Raw genomic sequence first — 21,803 nt, 5'->3', positions numbered from 1 at the left:
GATGAGTGAAAAAAACACGATTCAATTTATTATCACACGTCAAGATACAGCAGATGGCAAGCCTTATGATGAGGAATTCGAAATCCCTTACCGTCCGAATATGAACGTCATTTCTGCACTCATGGAAATCAGACGTAATCCGGTCAATAAAAAAGGTGAAAAAACAACGGCGATCAACTGGGACATGAACTGTCTTGAAGAAGTATGCGGCGCTTGTTCCATGGTCATTAATGGAACGCCTCGCCAATCATGTACTGCACTGATTGACAAGTTAGAGCAGCCGATCCGTCTTCAGCCGATGAAAACGTTCCCGGTTGTGAGAGACTTGCAGGTTGATCGAAGCCGTATGTTCAATTCATTGAAAAAAGTCAAAGCATGGGTGCCGATCGATGGCACATATGATCTTGGACCTGGACCAAGAATGCCTGAGAAAAAGCGTCAATGGGCGTATGAGCTTTCAAAGTGTATGACATGTGGTGTCTGCCTTGAAGCTTGTCCAAACGTGAATGATAAGTCTTCCTTTATGGGCCCTGCACCGCTTTCACAAGTTCGTCTATTTAACGCACATCCGACAGGTGCAATGAATAAGTCTGACCGTTTAGAAGAAATTATGGGTGATGGCGGTCTTGCAAACTGCGGGAACTCTCAAAACTGTGTGCAGGCTTGTCCGAAAGGAATCCCGCTCACAACATCAATTGCAGCACTTAACCGAGATACAACATTACAAGCTTTCCGTAACTTCTTCGGAAGCGATCACGCAGAATAACATCACATTCAGTCCTCCTTGCCAATCATGATGAGTGTTTACAAGAGGCTGGATGCAAAAACATAACAAACGCCTCTTCCAATACGGGAGAGGCGTTTGTTTGCGAATAAGGAGTGGATCAAATGAGGCTGCCGTCATATATTGAAGAACCGTTTGAAGAGTGGAGGGCATCGTTTCGATTTTATGTGGAAACAACCGTCCGTTTTTCAGAAACGGATATGTTTGGTCACATGAACAATGTCACCCCGTTTGTGTATTTTGAAGAGGCGCGGATTGCCTTCTTTCAAAAAACGGGAATTGTAGATAAACGAATGAAGCGAGCGAGAGAGACGATTACGGTCGTGGCAAACCTTCAATGTGATTACATCAAGCAAGTGGAAATCGGTGAGAGGCTGCGTGTGTATGTAAAGCCAGAAAAGGTTGGATCAAGCTCTCTCATCCTTCATTATTTAGGAGAGAATGAACAGCAAGAACCGTGTTTTACAGGCTCAGTCACGATGGTGCAAATAAGTAAAGACACCGGTGCCCCTGTACCGTTTACAGAAGAGGAAAAAGAGACTTTTCAGGCCCAGCGACATTAAAGAATCACGGTCACATGTTTCATTTTGTTATAATAAAAGAATCATAATGAAGAAGAAACAAAAGGAGAGCACATGAAGATTTTTCAATACGACACCATTGATAGTACAAATAATGAAGCGAAAAGGCTTATTCAGCAAGGAGAAACCCCTTCATTTGCTGTATATGCCCGGCAGCAGACAGCAGGGAGAGGCAGGCTTGGCAGACCGTGGGAAACGCCTACAGGGAATGTAGCTGTCACGATGACAGTAAAACCGCCAGTAGATATCTCCACCCAATCAACGATTGCCCCGCTGACGGCACTTGCCATTTATGATGTACTCAAACCACTCATGAGAGCAGAGGATAAACTGGCAATCAAATGGCCAAATGATCTATTGATTAATGAAGCGAAAGTATCTGGCACATTAATTGAAGCAGACCGCAGCGCCATTTACATCGGTGTGGGCATCAATGTAGAGACAAAGCCGGAGCACGTTCCGTATAAAACCGTTTGCCTATCAGAACTGACTGAGGTGAAAGCGGACCAGCTAGTGAAAGATTTGGTAGCGGCCTTTGAAAAATACCATGCACGCTGGCAAATGGAAGGATTTGAAGCCCTCACTGCCCTTTATAACAAACGATTATATCGGCTGAATCAACCGCTTCGTATTTCATTAGATCGTGAAAAGCAAACATGGCAGGAAGGGATCTGCTGTGGTGTGAACCGTTATGGTCATCTTCAGTTAAAAGATGATCAAGGACATATAAAAGCCCATTCAGCAGGAGATATTGATGCACCGCCCAAGTAGACAATTTCTCGTTCGATGAGTGTGTAGACAAACCGTTGCATTCGATGTTAGAACGGAGTGCTTTAAGATCTTTACACTGAAAAAAAGACAAAGAGCTAAAATCAGTTCATTTTAGCTCTTTGTCGACAAGATGACGTCTCATTTATGCTTCTTTTTTTATTTGAGGTTGAACCATGTAGTCTTTTTTTGTAAAGACCACTCCATCTAGAATTTCTCTTGCGGTTCGAATGACTTTCACTCTATTTTGTGAGATATCAATTTCAGTTTGCATAATACCAGCAGGATGCCCAATACGGAGGGTGTCATCTTTTCCTTGAAACAGCTGTGCCGGAAGCGTTTGATCCATGAAACAGCTGGCTGACACACAGACAGATCCGGTAATGGCAAGTGCTTGGTGCGGTCTTTGCATCGATAGCATCCGAACGATGATGTCCATATCTGCTGCTCTTCTCAATATTCCATTTGTATCTACATAATCAGCAGGCTCGCTGATGATCGCAAGCTTTGGAACAGCTGGAGACTGTAATGTGGCTAGTTCTTTTGGTGCAAAATGGCACATTTCAGCAGCGATGGAACGAATCTCTTCTAAATCATCCAGCAATTCGTCTGTAAACTCCTCAGGCAATTCAGTTCCTTTTAATTGAATATCTTTGGCACGGACAAAGGCGATTGGATTTGCAATGTCAACGATTGAGATCGGAATCTCTCCAAACTTTGTCTGGATCGTATCCATTTTGTTTCCAGTCGGAAAGGTTTTACCTGTGACAGCGCCTTCAGGTTTCTCAAAGGATAAATAAATGGGAGAACCTGTTCCTTTCACTCCTGGAATTTCTGCCTGTCCTTCAAATTTTACTTCTCCGTTCTCGACTTCTACCTCTGCCACAATGATTTTATTCGTGTTGGTATTCAGAATACGTACTGTTGTGACAGGCTCAACTGCTTGGACAAGTCCTTTAATGATGGCATACGGTCCAACTGCTGATGAGATATTCCCACAGTTTCCTTTAAAGTCGACAAATCTTTCATTGATGCTGACTTGTGCAAACGTATAGTTCACATCCACATCTGGACGAGTGGCTTTGTCGATAATGGCCACCTTACTTGTTAAAGAATTACCGCCCCCGATTCCATCAACTTGCAGCCGGTCAGGGCTGCCCATAATGTCTAATAGAAATGCTTCGAGCTCATCGTGTTCGTAAGGTGCATCATTGGCTTGAATGAAGACCCCTTTGCTTGTACCGCCTCGCATGATTGTGATTGGAACTTTTCTCATTGCTCTCACCCTCAATTGTTTAGTTACTATTTATCTAATCAAAATGGTAAAGTATAATGAGAAATAAGTTAAATACATTATTTTAAGAGAAATTGATAAAATATTTTTATAACAAGGTCAAAAGGAGGGCACACAATGGATGAGAAAGACTGGCGGTTTTTAAAGGTGCTATATGAAGAGAAGAACATCACAAAAGCGGCAGAAAAATTATTTGTCTCGCAGCCTGCCTTAAGTTATCGATTGAAACAACTTGAAGAGGAATTTGACATGAAGCTTTTCTTTAAAAGAAAACGAGGCATTGAATTTACATCAGAGGGCGAATACTTGGCTAAATACGCAAATGACATGCTCAAGCAGCTCCAGCAAACGAAAGATGGCATGCTCAATATGCAAAAAAAGGTCAAAGGAACGATCAGGTTAGGGGTGTCGAGTAATTTTGCTCAATATAAACTGCCGGAAATTTTAAGAGAGTTTTCTAAGCAGTATCCACATGTTCAATTTATGGTGAACACAGGTTGGAGCACAAAAGTCATGGATTTATTAGGGACATCAAGTGTACATTTAGGGATTTTAAGAGGAGATTACGACTGGAATGGAGAGCGATTTTTGCTTGATAAAGAACGCCTTTGTATCATTTCAAAATCAGAAATACAGCTAAAGGACCTACCAAAACTGCCGCTCATTGACTATCACACGGATAGTTCATTAAAACGATTGATTAACAGATGGTGGCAGGAGACATTCACGATGCCTCCGCTTGTGACAATGGAGACAGACAGGCAAGATACATCAAAAGAGATGGTGAAGCATGGTTTAGGTTATGCCATTGTCCCGGAAATTTGCCTCAGACCAAGTGATGAGCTATTTGTAAAAGGTCTTTCGTATAAAGATGGACAGCCTGTTCTAAGAGATACATGGCTCATGTACCAGCCGGATTCCCTTCATTTGTCTGTTGTGAAAGCATTCATTGAGTTTTTAAGAAGTCAGCAAGGCTAATTATAAAAAAAATTTATTGAATAGACGAAAAAATCGATATTTTCATTATAAAAAAAGCTATTATATCCTTGAAATAGAAAGCGCTAACATTTCGGGCCGCAAGTGCAAAAGGGGCGCTTGTGGATCGTGTAAAGAAGAGGATGGAGGGATATGAAGTGCTAGCTATTTTAGGGATCTTGATGGTCGTGACTTTTACATTTCTTATTATGACAAAACGTATGCATCCGGTGGTGGCTCTAACCGTTGTGCCAATCATCTTTGCATTAATCGGTGGATTTTACAGCGGATTAGGGGACATGATGCTTGATGGACTCAAGACCGTTGCACCATCTGCTGCTTTATTGTTATTTGCCATCTTATTCTTCGGTGTCATGCTGGATGCTGGATTGTTTGACCCATTGATCAAACTGATTTTACGCCTTGTGAAAGGCGATCCGGTCAAAATTGCTTTTGGGGTAGCGATTTTGTCTATGCTTGTTGCATTAGATGGTGATGGAACGACAACGTACATGATTACCGTATCAGCTATGTTGCCACTTTTCTTAAGAATTGGGATGAACCCACTGATTTTAGGGACGATTTCATTATTATCACTAGGCATTATGAGTGGAATGACGCCTTGGGGCGGTCCAGCTACTCGTGCGATTGCTGCACTTGGTTTAGATGCAGCGGAATTCTTCATTCCATTACTCCCGACGATGATAGGGGGCGGTCTTTTTATCCTTTTTACAGCGTATGTTCTTGGAAAAAAAGAACGGAAGCGCATTGGGGTTGCCGAGATTCAGTATAAAGAAGAGGTCTCGATCTCTCCTGAATTGGCGGCATCAATTGAAGATGGCGTTGCAGATATGAAGAGACCAAACCTGATTTGGGTCAACTTCTTCCTGACGATTGCTGTCATGGCTACACTTGTATTGGATATCGTACCGATTCCTGTACTCTTTCTCATTGGCTTTGTCATTGCGCTTATGATCAACTATCCAAAAGTGGAAGATCAGCGTGAGCGGATTTTATCGCATGCAGGAAATGCTTTAACGGTCATTACCCTTGTGTTTGCAGCAGGAATTTTCACAGGCATTTTTTCGGGAACAAAAATGGTGGAGTCCATTGCTAACTTGGTCATTTACATGATTCCAGATTCATACAGCTCATTTTTTCCACTCATTGTCGCTTTGACGAGTATGCCATTTACATTTGTTCTTTCAAATGATGCGTATTATTTCGGGGTGCTTCCGATCTTGGCTGAAGCGGGTGCTGCTTACGGAATTGATCCAGTAGAAATTGCGCGCGCCTCTATTATCGGACAGCCTGTCCATTTACTGAGTCCGCTTGTCGCTTCCACATTACTGCTTGTGAGTATGTTGAATAAAGATATTGGTGATTTGCAAAAGTACGCACTGCTATGGACCGTACTCACAGCCCTGTTTACAACACTAATTGCTCTTTTAACAGGAGCCATTTCGATATTTTAAAAGCATGTTTGATCAAGGACGATGTCTCTATAGGGGACTCGTCCTTTTTTGTGCGGTTTGAAGACGAGGAAATTGGACGCTGATCTGCGGGAATTCTCGATTTTAACGTCACCTACCTGAAGTACCCGGCATATGATATCTCGACTATACAGAATCCCATTCTATAGAGACTAGAGCTCTCACCTTAGCAAGGAGGGTTACAATACTTGAAGGAGAAAGAGTTTCAATCCAAGCCGCTATTAACCAAAAGAGAAAGAGAAGTATTCGAATTGCTCGTCCAAGATAAAACAACAAAAGAAATTGCAAGCGAGCTTTTTATTAGCGAAAAGACTGTTCGAAATCATATTTCGAATGCCATGCAAAAGCTAGGAGTCAAAGGTCGTTCACAGGCCGTAGTCGAGCTTCTGCGTATGGGTGAGCTAGAGCTCTAACGTCAGCCGGTTTTCCTTCCGCACCAGGGAGGAGCCGGTTATTTCTATATGGTTTCCATGAGTCTCTTCTTGCAATTTCATTGAAAAACGAGGAAAATAGGAATGTACGTTTTAATCAAAGTGAGATGCTATAGTGAGGTATCAATGAAATGGAAACGAATGAGTCAGGCCATGTTGCAGAAATTGAAAAATCATTGCGCCATATTGCTGCAATCATTAAGCAAAAAGGTAGAGAAATTCTGAATCAATATACGATTACACCTCCTCAATTTGTAGGGCTCCAGTGGCTTTATGAATTCGGAGATATGACAATAGGTGAGCTATCACAAAAGATGTATTTGGCTTGCAGCACGACAACCGATTTAATTGACCGAATGGAAAAAAGTGAACTTGTTGAACGGGTGAAAGATCCGTCTGACCGCCGCGTGGTTCGCATTCATTTATTGCCTGAAGGTGAGCGGATCATTCAAGAAGTGATTGTCAAACGCCAAGAATACGTCAGTGAACTTCTAGGGGCTTTCTCAGAAGAAGAAGCCATCGTTTTCAACCAATCTTTAACGAAACTACAGCAGCAAATGAAAAGAAAATGAGGCGATTTTGTTGGATCAACCAATCGGCGTGATTGATTCCGGCGTAGGCGGTTTAACCGTTGCGAAGGAAATCATAAGACAACTGCCAAAAGAAAAAATTATTTATGTAGGCGACACAAAACGATGTCCATACGGCCCTCGAGCAGAAGAAGAGGTTCTTCAATATACATGGGAAATGGCGCACTACCTATTAAGACACCACCATATTAAAATGCTTGTCATTGCGTGTAACACTGCGACGGCGATAGCACTTGATGAAATTAAAGCAACACTTGATATCCCGGTCATTGGCGTAATCCAGCCCGGAGCCCGCACAGCGATCAAGGTCACAAACAATCAGCATATTGGCGTCATCGGCACAGTCAATACGATCAAAAGTGAGGCCTATAAAGAAGCACTGCTTTCTTTAAAAGCAGGACTAACTGTTCAAAGTTTGGCATGTCCATTGCTTGTGCCATTTGTGGAAAGTGGTACGTTTTTAGATCATGCAGCAGATGAAGTCGTAAAAGCTTCTCTTGAACCGATGAAAGAAACAGGCATTGATACGCTCATTCTTGGTTGCACGCACTACCCGATTTTAAAAGAACCGATTCAGCGCTTTATGGGCAGTGGCGTCAACATCATTTCTTCAGGAGACGAAACAGCGAGAGAAGCGAGCACAATTCTTTCATATAAAGGGCTGTTAAATGATTCGCAGGAAGAGCCTGTTCATACCTTTTATACAACAGGGGAGCAGCAAAACTTTCAAAATATCGCTCAAGACTGGTTCGGCTACCTGCCAGGAAAGGTCGAAACGGTTTCGCTTGAACATGTATATCAGCAATAACCTACTTCTCATAGAAGTGGGTTATTTTTTTATGAAAAGGGTCTAATCCTCTGAGGGAGCTCGTATACATACTAGTACAAACCACTAGAGGAGGGTGAAGTATGCTGAAAAAAGGAACTACAGCAGCTGTTACGTGTATTGCGTCAGCCATGCTTTTATCAGGATGCGGATTGTTTCAAACAGACCAAGCGAAAACAGAGATTGATCCACCACAAAATGTCACGTTTGTGAAAGAAAATAAAGAAGAGAAACAAACAGCGAAAGAAGGAAAAGAAGAGAAGCAAGCAGATACCGTCATGAGAGAATTATATTTAATTGATAAAAATGGATATGTTGTGTCTCAATCCATTCCGCTGCCGAAAAACGAAGGAAGTGCGAAACAAACACTTGAATACCTCGTAGACGGGGGACCGATTTCTAACCTGATGCCAAATGGATTCAGAGCCGTGCTGCCGGCGGACACGAGCGTATCTGTCGATATTAAAGATGGCACTGCGGTTGTGGATTTCTCAAATGAATTCAAAAACTATAAAAAAGAAGACGAACAGCGCATTTTGCAATCGGTCACTTGGACATTAACGCAGTTTGATTCAGTAGCGAAAGTCAAATTAAAGATGAATGGCCATGAATTAAAAGAGATGCCTGTGAATGGGACGCCGATTTCAGATGATTTAAGCAGAGAGGACGGCATTAATATTCAGCACGAGGCTGCGGCTGATATGACATCGACAAAGCCTGTGACCGTCTACTATTTAGCTGAATCTGATGAACAGACGTACTATGTCCCGGTTACCAAAAGAGCACCAAAAGACGAGGATGATCCAATTACAGCAGCCATTGATGAGCTCGTCTCTGGGCCAAGCAAAACAAGCCAATTGCTGACAGACTTTGATCAAGATGTGAAGCTCAATGATGTCCCGAAAGTAAAAGACGGTCATGTGACACTTGATTTCAATGAATCCATTTTTGGCAGTGCAGATGAAAAGAAAAAAGTCATTTCACAAAAAGTTCTTGATAGCATTGTGCTGACATTAACAGAGCTGCCAGATGTGAAAAGCGTGTCTGTCAAGGTAAACGGAAAGGCAGAGCTTGTGAATGAAAAAGGAACAGAACTCACAAAGCCAGTTTCAAGACCAGAACAAGTGAATACAGGTAGTTTTTAACGTCACACATTGATATAATGGAGAAAAAGAGGCATGCACATTCGCTGCCTCTTTTTTATTCCAAGCGATTAGAACGGATCGAGGTTGTCAAAGTTAATAGGAGAACCCCGCTGACACCCGCGCGGAATGTATATTGTAACGGAGGTAAAACATGAGATTAGATGAAAGACAATACGACGAATTAAGAAAAATTGAAATACAGGCAGGCTACATTACGCACCCAGAAGGCTCTGTCTTAATCTCAGCGGGAAATACGAAGGTGATTTGTAACGCATCTATCGAGGACCGCGTACCTCCTTTTTTAAGAGGAGAAGGAAAAGGCTGGATTACAGCAGAATATAGCATGCTTCCTAGAGCAACGGCTCAAAGAACGATAAGAGAATCATCTAAAGGAAAAGTCACAGGACGTACAATGGAGATCCAGCGTTTAATTGGACGAGCTCTACGTGCAGTCGTTGATTTAGAAAAGCTTGGTGAACGCACCATTTGGATTGATTGTGATGTTATTCAAGCAGACGGCGGAACACGCACAGCTTCTATTACAGGTGCATTTGTGGCCATGACACTAGCGATTCAAAAGCTTCAATCAGAAGGCGTTTTGAAAGAAAATCCGATCACTGATTATTTAGCTGCGATATCCGTCGGAATTGATTCTAAACAGGGACTTCTGTTAGATTTAAATTATGAAGAAGATTCTTCAGCTGAAGTGGATATGAATGTCATTATGACAGGCGCTGGACGCTTTGTTGAACTTCAAGGCACTGGCGAAGAAGCGACATTCTCAAGAGAACAACTAAACGGACTGCTTGATTTAGCCGAAAAAGGTATCAAAGAATTAATTGAAAAGCAAAAAGCAGTGACAGGAGAAGTTATCGAATAAAGAGAAGGGTTTGATCAGGATGAAAACTGCCATCATCGCAACGCACAATGCGGGCAAAGCGAAAGAATTCAAAGCCATTCTTGAGCCAAAAGGATTCACGGTCAAAACACTAGCGGACATCGGATTTACGGAAGAGATTGAAGAAACAGGACATACCTTTGAAGAAAATGCGATCATCAAAGCCGAGGCCATTCAAGCCAAAGCAGGTGAAATGGTGATTGCAGACGACTCGGGTCTGTCGATTGATTACCTTGGCGGAAAGCCTGGCGTCTATTCAGCGAGGTACGCGGGCGAGCATAAAGACGATGCCGAGAACGTGGAAAAGGTGCTAAGTGAGCTGCGAGGCATTGAAAAAGAAGACCGCACTGCTAGATTCAGATGTGCCCTGGCTGTCAGTATACCGGGGAAAGAAACAAAAACGGTAGAAGGATCAGTAGAAGGCTTTATCGCAGAAGAACCGATCGGCGAAAACGGCTTCGGATACGACCCAATTTTCATCGTCAAAGACAAAGACCAGACGATGGCCGAGTTATCACCAGAGGAAAAAAACAAGATCAGCCATCGAGCGGTCGCGCTTCAAAAGCTTTCATCACTGCTAGACGCAAATGAATAAGGGGGAATGAAGCCATGAAGATACTCATCATTAGTGACAGTCATGGACTCACAGACGAACTTCAAGCCATTGCCAAACGGCATGCGAATGAAGTGGACATGATGATTCACTGCGGAGATTCAGAACTCGAAACGAACCACCCAGCACTCGAAGGATACAAAGTCGTCAAAGGAAATTGTGACTTTATGGGCGATTTTGAAGAAGAGCTCCTGCTCCCACTCGACGGAGGCGGAAAACTATTTCTCACTCACGGACATCTGCATGGCATCAAACAATCCTTGCTCCAAGTCTACTACCGTGCAGAAGAGCTAGGCGCAGACATTATCTGCTTTGGCCACTCGCACATCCCTGGCAGTGAGCTGCTAAGAGGAAAACTGCTCATTAACCCAGGCAGCGTACACCTGCCAAGAGTGCGCAAAGAGCGCAGCTATGCTATACTGACACTAGATGGAAGCGAAGCAAACGTACAGTTTTTCACGGACGAAGGTCACGTCATACAAGACCTCGAAAACACTGTCACATTGGAAGGTATTTCATAAGGGTGCAGCATTTGCCCCTTATGAAAAAACTTTCGAAAAACCGTTGACTTTAAAGAACAATAGTAATATAATAAATCTTGTCGCTGAGGTAATACACCACAGCACACTACATAACAACATGTCCCAGTAGCTCAGCAGGATAGAGCAACGGCCTTCTAAGCCGTCGGTCGGGAGTTCGAATCTCTCCTGGGACGTACTAAATTAAAAGTCTGAAATCCTTGATATGAAAGGATTTCAGACTTTTTTGTTTCTTGGAACATAAGGTTGTTTATCGCTTCAAATTAAGGTTTTGGGAGCGGATTGGTAGCTGATTTATTTTCAAGTGTTTCCGTTCCCTGTCTTTGTATCAAAGAACCTATCAAATGGGTGGTTGATTTTTGTTCAGTTGCTTCAATGACTATGAACGTAAATGGATCAAAATCAAAAATGTATAAATTGAAAAATAGAGTTATTTTTGAAAGTAGCGACTAAATATATTTAAAACAGAAACAAATGAAAAGCCTCTCTAATTTAGAGAGGGCTTTCCTTTGTTAATCATCACTGTCCAATTCCCATAATTTTTGACCGTCTGCTAAATACACTGCATTTGGTGTATCTTTATAAAGTGAAATTTCAATTAAGGGACTTTTTTCTTGCTTTAACCAATCGTATATATCACAGTCGTTATTAGCGGGGGGCGATAAGATGTTATTAACTTGAAATGCGACTGCGTCATATTCTGTATAATTGACATCGTCATCTTCCAATCCGTTATCTGTTTCATAAAGCGTGTCAGATTCCCCAATAACTTTTAAACCGTTTTTCCATTCTATTATCAAATCGTTATGTTTATATTTTCGTAATGCTGAAATTAATGGATCATATCCCATTCGAATTCTCCTTAATTTATGGTTTTAAAGGCTCTGATGGTACTATATGAGCGCCGTTTTTGCTGTAATGTATTAAGCCTCTAGTAGTCTCTACATACTTACCGGTATCTTTATCATAGTATTTTCCAATCACTTGGCCAAAGTCTACTCTTTCTTTGTGCTCACCTATTTTTGTACCTTTCCCAGCGAACTTATCTAGCAATTCTTGTGCTATTTTATTATCTCCATTGAAAATGCTTTTATTTGGACGGCCATTCGCAACTTCTTGCTTATAGTTAGGTGCATCAGGAATATGTTTCTCTTGAGCGCCTGGTTTTACTTTTGCAGGGAAACCATTTACTTCACGATACGGACCTTTTGGTACGGAATGTTTGCCAAAGGAAGGTGTTTTGACAATCTTCTTGGCTACTTTCTCTCCTTTCATGATTTTGAATGCGTATTTTCCAACTTTAGCGATTTTAGCTACGGGTATCATGTGCAAGCTTGACACTAGACGATCCATGTCAGTAACTTTTTCACCTGTTACAGGGTCTCTCCCTGTGATGACTCGAATTGCATCATTTATTCCTGTAAATTCAACCGCCGTATTTAAGATATTTGAGGGTTGTTCTTCCGCTTTCACATCAGAAATCTTTGTAATGCTTTCAATATTCACTTTGTTTTGGTCCGTTATTCGTAGCCGATAGAGCATTCCATCTCGAATAACGTCAACTGTTTTGGCATTTGCGAAGTCAATCTTTTCATTTATATTATATACTTTTCCATTTACGAACACGGCGTCTTGATTAATTTTATTAGAGGATTTCCTATTTACAACCGTATCCACATTCGATCGCTCTTTATCATTCAGCTTATTAAGCATGATCGTCATTGGATTTCCATCGGGACTGTCTATTTTTTTATTCAATTCGTTTAGGTTACTGCTGATCTTTTTGTCTTCCTTATCTTTGAGAATGGATCCTTTTTGATAGGTGGTGATCCCGATTTTCGCACCAGTGAACATTGTGCCTAGAGTGTCTATGTATTCCTTCATTGTTTGTATGGAGTTCTTGGTTTCATTCAAAGCACTGGCTTGTTCCCTGTCAAAGGCATGGAGCGTACCGATGGTTTTTGAGATGTTCATCCAGGCTTTTTGGTAACTGACTTGAAAAGCAGACTCGTCCACACTTGGTAAATGAATGATATGGCTGACTTTGCCGATGGCGCTGCTCACATCTGACACGATATCAGATACGACTCGTTCGGCATTTTTTAAACCTTGATCAAGCTCATGCTCAAGAAATGATTGAGAGATAAAGCCATTTTCATTTGATTCAAATGAATGAAGTGCTTTCTGAACCTTTTGGAGTGCGGTGCTGTATTCTCTAATTGTGACTTGAAAGAATTGCAAGAAAGGGATATGGCACTCTGCGTAAAACGCTCGAATCGCTTCTCCAGCTTCCCCCTTTAGTGAGCCATCCAATGAAATGATTCGATTGATTTGACTTTCAAGGGCTTTGATATGTAGTGATTGTTGTTTTAAATGTGTCAGTGTTTGATCAATTGCATGATGCAAAGCCTGAACATCTAACGTTTTCATGGCATTCTCCTTTAAAGCTTGGTCTCAATCAATAGAGAGTTTACCATTATTAGGAGGGGTATTGGGGAATAAATACTGAAATTCCGTGAAAATGAAACGATTTACATAGGTGATAATGACTAGATGTTGAAGAACGAGTGTGGAACAGTTTGAGAATGTGTGTGTTCAAATAATAAAGACAGAAGAACAACCACCCGTATCATTAGGATTTTACCACTGTTGTATTCTTTCTGAATCTAATCATATTATTGATGATCTTATATAGTTTTCTTTCGAGATTAGTCACAAGAAATTTTTCTGGAAGGAATGTACGTTCAAAGATAAGCTTAAATAACCCTTCAAGTAGAAAGGTTATTTTAAAGAAGATACTTTATCAGTGAGCTGGCTATTCGAAACAATATTGTTCTTGCCGATAAAAAGATTAAAGCACAAAAAGAATGATATGAAATTTGTTAAACAAACACCAATTAACTTAACTTTGTCGTTTGTGGATTAAGACTACCTAATTTTTGTATAAATATAGTATAATAAACATATAAAACCTTTTGGGAAACGGTGATAATGATGAATAGCAATTTTTCATTTTTTCAAGGGAAGTGGGCAGTACTTTCCAATTTAGGAGAAACAGCTGAGAAAAATGTATATCATGACCCACATACAACAGTAATGAAACTACGGTTATTTGCCGAAACATTAACAAAATTTATTCTAGCCGCTGAAAATATTAAGGAAGCATATGGCACGAAACAAGTTGAGCGCATCAATATATTACGTCGAGAAGGAATACTTGAACCAGAGTTAATAGATATCGTTGAAACGCTTCGTCGCAAAGGGAATGTGGCCATGCATGAAGCAGGTTATCAAAAAACAGAAGAAGCGAAATCTTTATTGCATTTGGCTTTTCGTTTGTCGACTTGGTTTATGGAGGTATACGGTGATTGGAATTTTCAAGCTCCAGAGTACATAGAGCCAAATAAACAAACAGGAATAGATACACGACAGCTCCAACAAGAGTATGAAGTGAAAGTGAGGCAGCTTGAAGAGGAATTAGAGGCAATTCGCCATCAAGCTGAATTAGAGCAAGCAGATGAGAAAATGAAACGTAGAAAAGCGTCCAAAAACTTCATGCGTAGGCAGCAGCTGACTGAAGATGAAACACGTATCATCATTGATCAGAAGTTACGTGCTGCTGGATGGGAAGTAGACACGAATTTACTAAACTATAAAAAAAACAGGACGCTACCAGAGAAAAACAAACATATGGCCATTGCTGAGTGGAAGGTCGATGGCGGCTGGGTTGATTATGCATTGTTTATTGGACTCAAGCTTGTTGGTTTCATTGAAGCAAAAGCAGAAAAGAAAACGATTCCTGGGGCATTAGATAGTCAAACAAAAGTGTACGCGAAAAATGTCGTGCAAATAGAAGATGAACAGATTACACCAACAACTGGTGATTATCAAATCCCATTCTTATATGCAACGAATGGCCGCCCTTATTTAAGACAGCTTCAAGAGGAATCGGGTATTTGGTTCTGGGATTCACGCAAACCATTTGAACATGCACGTCCGCTTGAAGGGTGGCATTCTCCTGAAGATTTACAGCTTCTTCTTAGCCAAGATGATAAGGATGCGGATAAGCGTCTAGAAGAAGAGGATATAACGAAGTTTGGATTGCGTCACTATCAGCAGAATGCGGTTCTGGCTGCAGAAAAGTCGTTAAAAGAAGGAAACAGAAGAATGCTTATTGCAATGGCTACAGGAACTGGAAAAACTCGTACCGCTATTGCGCTTATGTATCGCTTAATTAAGTCTAAAAAGTGTCGCCGCATTCTTTTTCTTGTCGATCGTAATTCACTCGGTAAACAAACAGAGGATTCACTGAAAGATACGAAAATTGAAGGTTACTCGTTTGCTGATATATATGATGTGAAGTCATTAGGCGATCTCACACCGGAAGTTGAAACGAAGGTGCAGATTGCAACGGTGCAGGGAATGGTTCGCAGACTTTTTTATAGCGATAGCGAAAAGCTTCCAAGCGTCGGGCAATATGATTTCATCATTGTAGATGAGGCGCACCGAGGCTATACAAGTGATAGAGAAATGACAGAGGAAGAATTAGAGTTCCGTGATCAGAATGATTATATTAGTCAATATCGGCGCGTTATCGATTATTTTGATGCGGCATGTTTAGGGCTTACCGCAACACCTGCACTACATACAACAGACATTTTCGGTATGCCAATTTTTAAATATTCATATAGCGAAGCAGTGTTGGACGGATATCTAGTGGACCATGAGCCCCCATATTTGTTTAAAACAGAACTTTCACAAGTGGGCATCACCTTTGAAAAAGATGAGGAAGTAGAAGTGTATGATGTTGATAAAGGGGAGATTCAACTAGAAAAGTTAGAAGATACTGTGCACTTTGAAGTGGAGCAGTTTAATAAAAAAGTCATTACAGAACCGTTTAACCGTGCAGTTTTAAATAAATTAGTTGATTATATTGACCCTGCAGGTAAAGAAAAAACGCTCATCTTTGCAGCTACTGATCAACACGCAGATCTTGTTGTTCGCTTGTTAAAAGAAGCCTTTAAAGAACGTGGCGATGAAATTGAAGATGATGCCATTATGAAAATTACTGGATATATCTACAAGCCATTAGAAGCCATTACACGGTTTAAAAATGAGCGACTACCTAATGTCGTTGTTACAGTTGATCTACTCACAACAGGTATTGACGTGCCGCCGATCACAAATTTGGTGTTTTTAAGAAGAATACAATCTCGTATTCTCTATGATCAAATGCTTGGCCGTGCGACTCGTCTCTGCCCAGAGATTGGGAAAACACACTTTAACATCTACGATGCCGTTGGAATATATGACAAGTTGCAACATTATACAGAAATGAAACCAGTCGTGAAGAAACAAAACTATAGTATTGGTGAGTTGTATGATTCTCTTATAAATGCGACGACTAATGAGGAAGCTTCATTTTATCGTGATCAATTAGTAGCGAAAATTCAGCGTCGCAAACAAAGATTTGATGAAGAAGGCATGGGAAAGTTTGAAGAATTATCAAATGGAAAACATGTGGATGAATGGGTGAAAGAAATTCAAACATACTCACCGCAAGAAGCCACACAGCATAATATCCTATTTGAATACATGGAAACGTACCAAGTGACACGTGAAAAACGCTATATATCTGATAAGGAAGATGAAGTAACAGACGTCATTCGTGGGTATGGTGAAGGAAACAAGCGACCAGAAGATTATCTGGATGGTTTTGTTCGATTTATCCAAGAAAATATCAATGAAATTCCCGCTTTACATCTGATTTGTACACGACCAAAAGATCTAACAAGACAAGATTTACGAGAACTAATGACGATTTTAGAAACAAAAGGTTTTAAACAATCACATTTACAAACAGCCTGGAAACAGACAAAAAATGAAGACATTGCAGCAGATATTATTAGTTTTATTCGCCAAGCTGCATTAGGTGAAGCACTCATTGACCATGAAGCACGTATTAAACAGGCAATGCACAAAGTGTATTCACTGCATGATTGGACGCCAAGGCAAAAGAAGTGGTTAGAGAGAATAGAAAAGCAATTACTTCAAGTGCCTGTTCTTGCGCCTACCGCAGAAGAGGCATTCTCGGAAGAACCTTTTAGAACGTCTGGTGGCTACAAATTACTGAAACGTGAGTTCGGTGATGAAATTGATCAAATTGTGAATACGATCAATGAGAACCTTTATATCAGCTAACGACTGTGCCTCTTCATTGAGGCACTTTTTTGGGTTATAATGAAAAGGTTCGCTTTCAACTAAAAATCATCAAATGTGATTTAATAGATTAGAAGCTTTTCAGGAGGAAAAAAGATGAATAACCAAGAAATCGTTCAAAAATTATGGAATTTATGCAATGTACTTCGTGATGATGGTATTACATATCAACAATATGTCACGGAGTTAACCTATATTTTATTTTTAAAAATGATGAAAGAACAGCAAACAGAAAATGTAATACCCGAAGGATATAGATGGGATGATTTGCTAGAAAAAGAAGGGGTAGAACTCAAAACATTTTATCAACATCTTTTAATTAAGCTGGGTAATAGCGAGAATGCTCAATTGCGTCAGATTTACACGGATGCTGCTACAAGTATTACTGAACCAAAGAATCTAGAGAAAATTCTGAAGACCATTGATGGCCTTGATTGGTACAACGCAAAAGAAGAAGGTTTAGGTAATTTATATGAAGGCTTGTTAGAAAAAAACGCAAGCGAAACAAAATCAGGTGCTGGTCAATACTTTACACCGCGTGTATTAATTGATGTAATGGTGCAGCTGATTGACCCTAAACCTGGAGAAAGATGCAATGACCCTGCAGCTGGTACATTTGGTTTTATGATTGCGGCAGACCAATATTTGAAAAATAAGACAGATAACTATTATGATTTAGATCCAAAACTGGGCGTTTTCCAAAAGAAAGAAGCGTTTACTGGCATGGAACTCGTCACAGGGACTCACCGTCTCGCTCTAATGAATGCATTACTTCATGATATCGAAGGGCGACTGGAACAAGGGGATTCGTTATCTAGTAATGGAAAGTGGATGAAAAACTTTGATGTCATTTTAACCAATCCACCATTTGGGACGAAAAAAGGTGGAGAGAGTGTTTCCCGTGATGACCTGACGTTTGCAACTTCCAATAAACAGCTTAATTTTCTACAGTTAATTTATAACGCTTTAAAAGACGATGGTCATGCACGCGCAGCAGTTGTATTACCTGATAATGTCTTGTTTGAAAGCGGGGTTGGTGCACAGATTCGACGCGATTTAATGAATAAATGCAATCTGCATACAATCTTACGCTTACCAACGGGGATTTTCTATGCCCAAGGTGTGAAAACAAACGTCTTATTTTTCACAAGAGGAACAACAGACCAAGATAATACAAAGGATGTTTGGGTATATGATCTCCGCACCAATATGACGTCATTCGGAAAACGTAATCAGCTAACAATGGCTCATTTTGAAAACTTTATGAAAGCATATGTAGCAGAAGATCGCTCTAAAGTAGAGGATGAACGTTGGAATGTGTTTACAAGAGAGGACATTGCAAAAAAAGGGGATAGTTTAGATATCGGTTTGATTGCAGATGAATCATTATCTTCCTATGACAACTTACCAGATCCAATTGAATCAGCAGAAGAAGCAATTGCAAAACTTCAGCAGGCAATGAATTTATTAAATGAAGTGGTTGAGGAGTTACGTGCTGTTGAAGAGGATGAGGTGGTAAAAAAGTGAGTAAGAGAAAAAAGACTGTTGATGAATTGTTGGAAGAAGTTCTAGTGCCAGAGGAAGAGCAACGGTATGAAGTACCGGATAATTGGATTTGGGTTAGAGTTAAAGGGATAGGAAATGTAAAAGGCGGGAAACGCCTCCCGAAAGGACATGCTTTGTTGAGCGAACCTACGCCATATCCATATCTTAGGGTTGCAGATTTTACAGAGGGTACAATTGACGAGAAAGATATAAAGTATATTTCTGAAGTAACGGCAAGTAAAATAACTAAGTATGTGGTAAGTCATGAAGATGTATATATATCTATTGCTGGCACTATTGGAAAAACTGGAATAGTACCTAAACACTTAAGTGGTGCAAATTTGACAGAGAATGCTGCGAAAATAACTGATATCAAAGGTACTTCTAACATTTTTATATATTTTGCATTAATTACAGATGAGTTAAAAAACCAAATTATGCAGTCAGTGGTATCTACATCCCAACCTAAACTAGCGTTATTCCGCATTGCAGATTTAGAGTTACCTCTTCCCCCTCTCAATGAGCAAAACAGAATTGTTCAGAAAGCGAAGTTTCTCTTAAGCAAAATTGAAGAAGCAAAGCAGTTGATTGAGGAAGCGAAGGAAACGTTTGAACTTCGTCGAGCGGCTATTTTGGATAAGGCATTTCGTGGGGAGTTGACGAAGAAGTGGAGAGAACAAAACCCTAATGTTGAAAGTGGTTTTTTATTACAGAAGAAAATCATTAGTGAACTAAAAGATAAAAGTATTGAAGTTATAAATGAAAAAGAAATTCCCGCTACTTGGAAAGTGGTTAAAATGGGAGAAGTAGTACAAATAAATCCTAAAAAGAAAAAACTAGAGGATGTTCCTGGGGAACAAATTTGTACATTTATACCTATGCCAGCAGTGAGTGATAAAACTGGAGAAATTGAACAGCCTGAAGAAAGAGAATACTCAAAAGTAAAAAAGGGGTATACATTTTTTGAGGAAAAAGATGTTTTATTTGCTAAGATTACCCCTTGTATGGAGAATGGTAAAGCTGCAATTGCTAAAAATCTAAAAAATGGATTTGGTTTTGGTTCTACAGAATTCCATGTACTAAGAACTTCAGAATGTATAAATGAAACATACATTCATTATTTTGTTCGTTCAAAGAAATTCAGACTAGAGGCTAAAAGAGAAATGACAGGAGCAGTTGGACAACAAAGGGTTCCAAAAGAGTTCTTAATCAATTATCCTTTGCCATTACCCCCAAAAGAAGAACAAGATGTTATCGTAAGAACTTTATCTGAAATTTTCTCTAAAGATCATTTTGTGGAACAAAGTCTACACATTGAAAGCAAACTAGAATTAATAAAACAATCGATTCTCTCTAAAGCTTTTCGAGGTGAACTAGGTACAAATAATCCAAGTGAGGAAAATTCTATCGAATTATTAAAAGCTATTTTACAAGAGCAAGTGAAATAGTATTAAGATCGTACTTAGCATTCAACTTTGTTGGATGCTTTTTCAATGTAACAACTTTACATCAATCAATTTTTTAAACTTATATGAATGATTATCAGTTTAGAAAGATTAGTAATATGGTATTCAGTATAATTATGACACACGATACGAAAGTATTTCTAACAATAGAAAATGTGCTGTATATGAAATGCTCTTCAAGCACCATCTCCTCTAAGAACCAATTAGTCCCGGCGAAATTTGTTCAATTCTTGCCCAATCAAATATGGTTTCAATTTGCATTTGATTTTTACAGTTTATTTTTAATAACCCTTGATCCTCTGTTGTGCTAATCTCAAAATGATCAATTATATTATTATTTCCTAAGTGATTAATTTTTAAATCCGTTACACCAATGAATGATAATTCAACGTAGACAACATCAAAATTCCCCCAACGTTTAGGTTTATTCTTCACGGAGTCCTTTGTCATTAGTCTTATAAATAGGGTAGGACCATCTCTGTTTAAATCAATATTCATGATCTCTGCATTTTTAAATTGTGGGATCTCCCCAAAAATTTGAGTCATCGCTTGTGGGTTCATAAACTTTTCTTCTCTAATCATTTGGAAACTCCTTGTTTGGGTTATTTATTGTTTCTTCTTTCAAAATAATAATGATCTTCTACACCTTCAACTTTACCAATATGGGCATTGTTTTTAGTCAAATTTTAAATGTATACGTTATTTTTACTTATACAACTCGTAAAATCTTATATTTAAAATAAATTTGTATAGAAAAAAGATGAGCTAATATTTACTGAAAGCTCATCTTATCCTTTTATTCTTATATTATCTATATGGGGCTACATTTCTTCACCCTGATTTTGTAAAAGTTTTTTATATTTCTTAATGAGAGCCTAAAGTTCATCTTTCTCTATAATATCTACTTCAATAATTTCATAATTTTTTTGTACCGGTGCACCTCCAAATGTTTGAAGTATTTTGCAAATAACTTTAAATAAACTCATTTCAACGGAGGTGCCTTTTCCTTTGAATCTCTGCTCATCGCTAGTAGAAACCTCAACCTTATAGCTTAACCCATCATATGATAGTTGAAATTCACAATCCATCTCTTCTAACCAAGTAAATAAATCCGTCATTGACGGAATCCATATTCCTTCTTTAAATACTTCTTCCTTACATAATAGAGTTGTTGATGGAACAATTCTTCCGCCAATCGCCCAAGTGGCATCTTTGTATTCGTAAATATCTTGTGGGTACACTTCATCAGCATACTCAGGCCTTTTAAATCCTAACTTAAATAGTTTTTCAGCTTCAATTTTTGTTAAAGACATGTATAATCACCTTTTGTTATTTTATTTTGATGACAGTTCCGGTTGAACTTTTATGTTTATTGATCATGTAATTTCCATATTTATCACTATCAGCAACCCAATGAAGTTCTTTTCCACCTTTTGCTTCCTTGAATACTTTAAAAGCGGAATTTCCATGACCAGTTGTATCTTTAGCCCACCATAAACCTGTTTTTGGATCTCGGTAAGCAGTAACTGTATCACCGTTAAATTTGTATTTTATTGTTTTATCTGCTGTAATTTTAATATCCCATAATGTTGTGGTATTCTTTGTAGATTTACCAGTATTTTTAATTCCTATCTTC

General features: G+C 39.5%; 21 protein-coding genes and 1 tRNA gene. 16 read left to right on the top strand and 6 right to left on the bottom strand.

Features of this window, described 5'->3' with window-relative positions:
- Nucleotide 1: 1 nt before the first annotated feature.
- The 3 genes from sdhB to ACNO7B_RS12885 all read left to right on the top strand — a co-directional run bounded on the left by sdhB (nt 2) and on the right by ACNO7B_RS12885 (nt 2,136).
- Nucleotides 2-766 (top strand): succinate dehydrogenase iron-sulfur subunit, encoded by a 765-nt coding sequence (gene sdhB / locus ACNO7B_RS12895; RefSeq protein ID WP_008345969.1) that lies wholly within the window; start codon nt 2-4, stop codon nt 764-766.
- A gap of 122 nt (nt 767-888) precedes the next feature.
- The gene (locus ACNO7B_RS12890) at nt 889-1,347 is read left to right on the top strand and encodes an acyl-CoA thioesterase (protein ID WP_007501614.1); all 459 of its coding nucleotides are present in this window, start codon (nt 889-891) and stop codon (nt 1,345-1,347) included.
- 72 nt (nt 1,348-1,419) lie between these two features.
- Nucleotides 1,420-2,136: a biotin--[acetyl-CoA-carboxylase] ligase gene (locus tag ACNO7B_RS12885; protein WP_417901591.1), complete on the top strand. Its 717-nt coding sequence runs from the start codon at nt 1,420-1,422 to the stop codon at nt 2,134-2,136.
- Between the two features lie 142 nt (nt 2,137-2,278).
- Here ACNO7B_RS12885 and ACNO7B_RS12880 read toward each other — a convergent pair whose 3' ends face one another.
- On the bottom strand, nt 2,279-3,409 hold the full coding sequence (locus ACNO7B_RS12880; protein WP_417901590.1) for a 2-methylaconitate cis-trans isomerase PrpF family protein: 1,131 nt from the start codon (nt 3,407-3,409) through the stop codon (nt 2,279-2,281).
- A gap of 135 nt (nt 3,410-3,544) precedes the next feature.
- Between ACNO7B_RS12880 and ACNO7B_RS12875 the strand changes: the two genes are divergently transcribed.
- The 10 genes from ACNO7B_RS12875 (at nt 3,545) to ACNO7B_RS12830 (ending at nt 11,113) form a co-directional block, all read left to right on the top strand.
- Complete coding sequence (locus tag ACNO7B_RS12875; protein WP_007501609.1) at nt 3,545-4,405, top strand: LysR family transcriptional regulator; 861 nt, start codon at nt 3,545-3,547, stop codon at nt 4,403-4,405.
- 155 nt (nt 4,406-4,560) lie between these two features.
- Nucleotides 4,561-5,877, top strand: coding sequence for a CitMHS family transporter (locus ACNO7B_RS12870; RefSeq protein ID WP_024718630.1), 1,317 nt, complete (start codon nt 4,561-4,563; stop codon nt 5,875-5,877).
- A 206-nt stretch (nt 5,878-6,083) separates the two neighbouring features.
- Nucleotides 6,084-6,308: a spore germination transcription factor GerE gene (gerE, locus tag ACNO7B_RS12865; RefSeq protein ID WP_003184172.1), complete on the top strand. Its 225-nt coding sequence runs from the start codon at nt 6,084-6,086 to the stop codon at nt 6,306-6,308.
- Nucleotides 6,309-6,457: 149 nt separating this feature from the next.
- Nucleotides 6,458-6,898: a MarR family winged helix-turn-helix transcriptional regulator gene (locus ACNO7B_RS12860; RefSeq protein WP_007501606.1), complete on the top strand. Its 441-nt coding sequence runs from the start codon at nt 6,458-6,460 to the stop codon at nt 6,896-6,898.
- 7 nt (nt 6,899-6,905) lie between these two features.
- Complete coding sequence (gene racE / locus ACNO7B_RS12855; protein WP_417901589.1) at nt 6,906-7,724, top strand: glutamate racemase; 819 nt, start codon at nt 6,906-6,908, stop codon at nt 7,722-7,724.
- Nucleotides 7,725-7,825: 101 nt separating this feature from the next.
- Nucleotides 7,826-8,887: a GerMN domain-containing protein gene (locus ACNO7B_RS12850; RefSeq protein WP_048003339.1), complete on the top strand. Its 1,062-nt coding sequence runs from the start codon at nt 7,826-7,828 to the stop codon at nt 8,885-8,887.
- Nucleotides 8,888-9,038: 151 nt separating this feature from the next.
- Nucleotides 9,039-9,767 (top strand): ribonuclease PH, encoded by a 729-nt coding sequence (rph, locus tag ACNO7B_RS12845; RefSeq protein ID WP_007501599.1) that lies wholly within the window; start codon nt 9,039-9,041, stop codon nt 9,765-9,767.
- A gap of 10 nt (nt 9,768-9,777) precedes the next feature.
- Nucleotides 9,778-10,380: an XTP/dITP diphosphatase gene (locus tag ACNO7B_RS12840; protein ID WP_212046995.1), complete on the top strand. Its 603-nt coding sequence runs from the start codon at nt 9,778-9,780 to the stop codon at nt 10,378-10,380.
- Nucleotides 10,381-10,394: 14 nt separating this feature from the next.
- Nucleotides 10,395-10,919: a YfcE family phosphodiesterase gene (locus ACNO7B_RS12835; protein WP_417901588.1), complete on the top strand. Its 525-nt coding sequence runs from the start codon at nt 10,395-10,397 to the stop codon at nt 10,917-10,919.
- 120 nt (nt 10,920-11,039) lie between these two features.
- Nucleotides 11,040-11,113 (top strand) — tRNA-Arg (locus ACNO7B_RS12830).
- Nucleotides 11,114-11,449: 336 nt separating this feature from the next.
- Here the strand turns inward: ACNO7B_RS12830 and ACNO7B_RS12825 are convergent.
- Nucleotides 11,450-11,788 carry a hypothetical protein gene (locus ACNO7B_RS12825; RefSeq protein WP_017367747.1) on the bottom strand — a complete coding sequence of 113 codons (339 nt, stop codon included), beginning with the start codon at nt 11,786-11,788 and terminating at the stop codon, nt 11,450-11,452.
- A 16-nt stretch (nt 11,789-11,804) separates the two neighbouring features.
- Nucleotides 11,805-13,367 (bottom strand): T7SS effector LXG polymorphic toxin, encoded by a 1,563-nt coding sequence (locus ACNO7B_RS12820; protein WP_417901587.1) that lies wholly within the window; start codon nt 13,365-13,367, stop codon nt 11,805-11,807.
- 564 nt (nt 13,368-13,931) lie between these two features.
- Here ACNO7B_RS12820 and hsdR point away from each other — a divergent pair.
- The 3 genes from hsdR (at nt 13,932) to ACNO7B_RS12805 (ending at nt 20,149) form a co-directional block, all read left to right on the top strand.
- Nucleotides 13,932-17,138, top strand: coding sequence for a type I restriction-modification system endonuclease (gene hsdR, locus ACNO7B_RS12815; RefSeq protein WP_417901586.1), 3,207 nt, complete (start codon nt 13,932-13,934; stop codon nt 17,136-17,138).
- Nucleotides 17,139-17,252: 114 nt separating this feature from the next.
- The gene (locus ACNO7B_RS12810) at nt 17,253-18,683 is read left to right on the top strand and encodes an N-6 DNA methylase (protein WP_268358279.1); all 1,431 of its coding nucleotides are present in this window, start codon (nt 17,253-17,255) and stop codon (nt 18,681-18,683) included.
- Nucleotides 18,680-20,149 (top strand): restriction endonuclease subunit S, encoded by a 1,470-nt coding sequence (locus ACNO7B_RS12805; RefSeq protein WP_417901585.1) that lies wholly within the window; start codon nt 18,680-18,682, stop codon nt 20,147-20,149. Before ACNO7B_RS12810 ends, ACNO7B_RS12805 begins: the two co-directional genes overlap by 4 nt.
- 210 nt (nt 20,150-20,359) lie before the next feature.
- Here ACNO7B_RS12805 and ACNO7B_RS12800 read toward each other — a convergent pair whose 3' ends face one another.
- From ACNO7B_RS12800 to ACNO7B_RS12790, 3 genes are all read right to left on the bottom strand, one after another.
- On the bottom strand, nt 20,360-20,749 hold the full coding sequence (locus tag ACNO7B_RS12800; protein ID WP_417901584.1) for an immunity 50 family protein: 390 nt from the start codon (nt 20,747-20,749) through the stop codon (nt 20,360-20,362).
- A 293-nt stretch (nt 20,750-21,042) separates the two neighbouring features.
- Nucleotides 21,043-21,480 (bottom strand): hypothetical protein, encoded by a 438-nt coding sequence (locus ACNO7B_RS12795; protein ID WP_417901583.1) that lies wholly within the window; start codon nt 21,478-21,480, stop codon nt 21,043-21,045.
- Between the two features lie 16 nt (nt 21,481-21,496).
- A partial coding sequence (locus ACNO7B_RS12790; protein ID WP_417901582.1) for a hypothetical protein occupies nt 21,497-21,803 on the bottom strand: 307 nt, incomplete at its 5' end.

Source organism: Bacillus sp. AK25 (assembly GCF_048270685.1).
GTDB lineage: Bacteria > Bacillota > Bacilli > Bacillales > Bacillaceae > Bacillus > Bacillus altitudinis.
The sequence above is the reverse complement of the archived record's forward strand: the minus strand, read 5'-3'. Positions and strand labels throughout refer to the sequence as shown.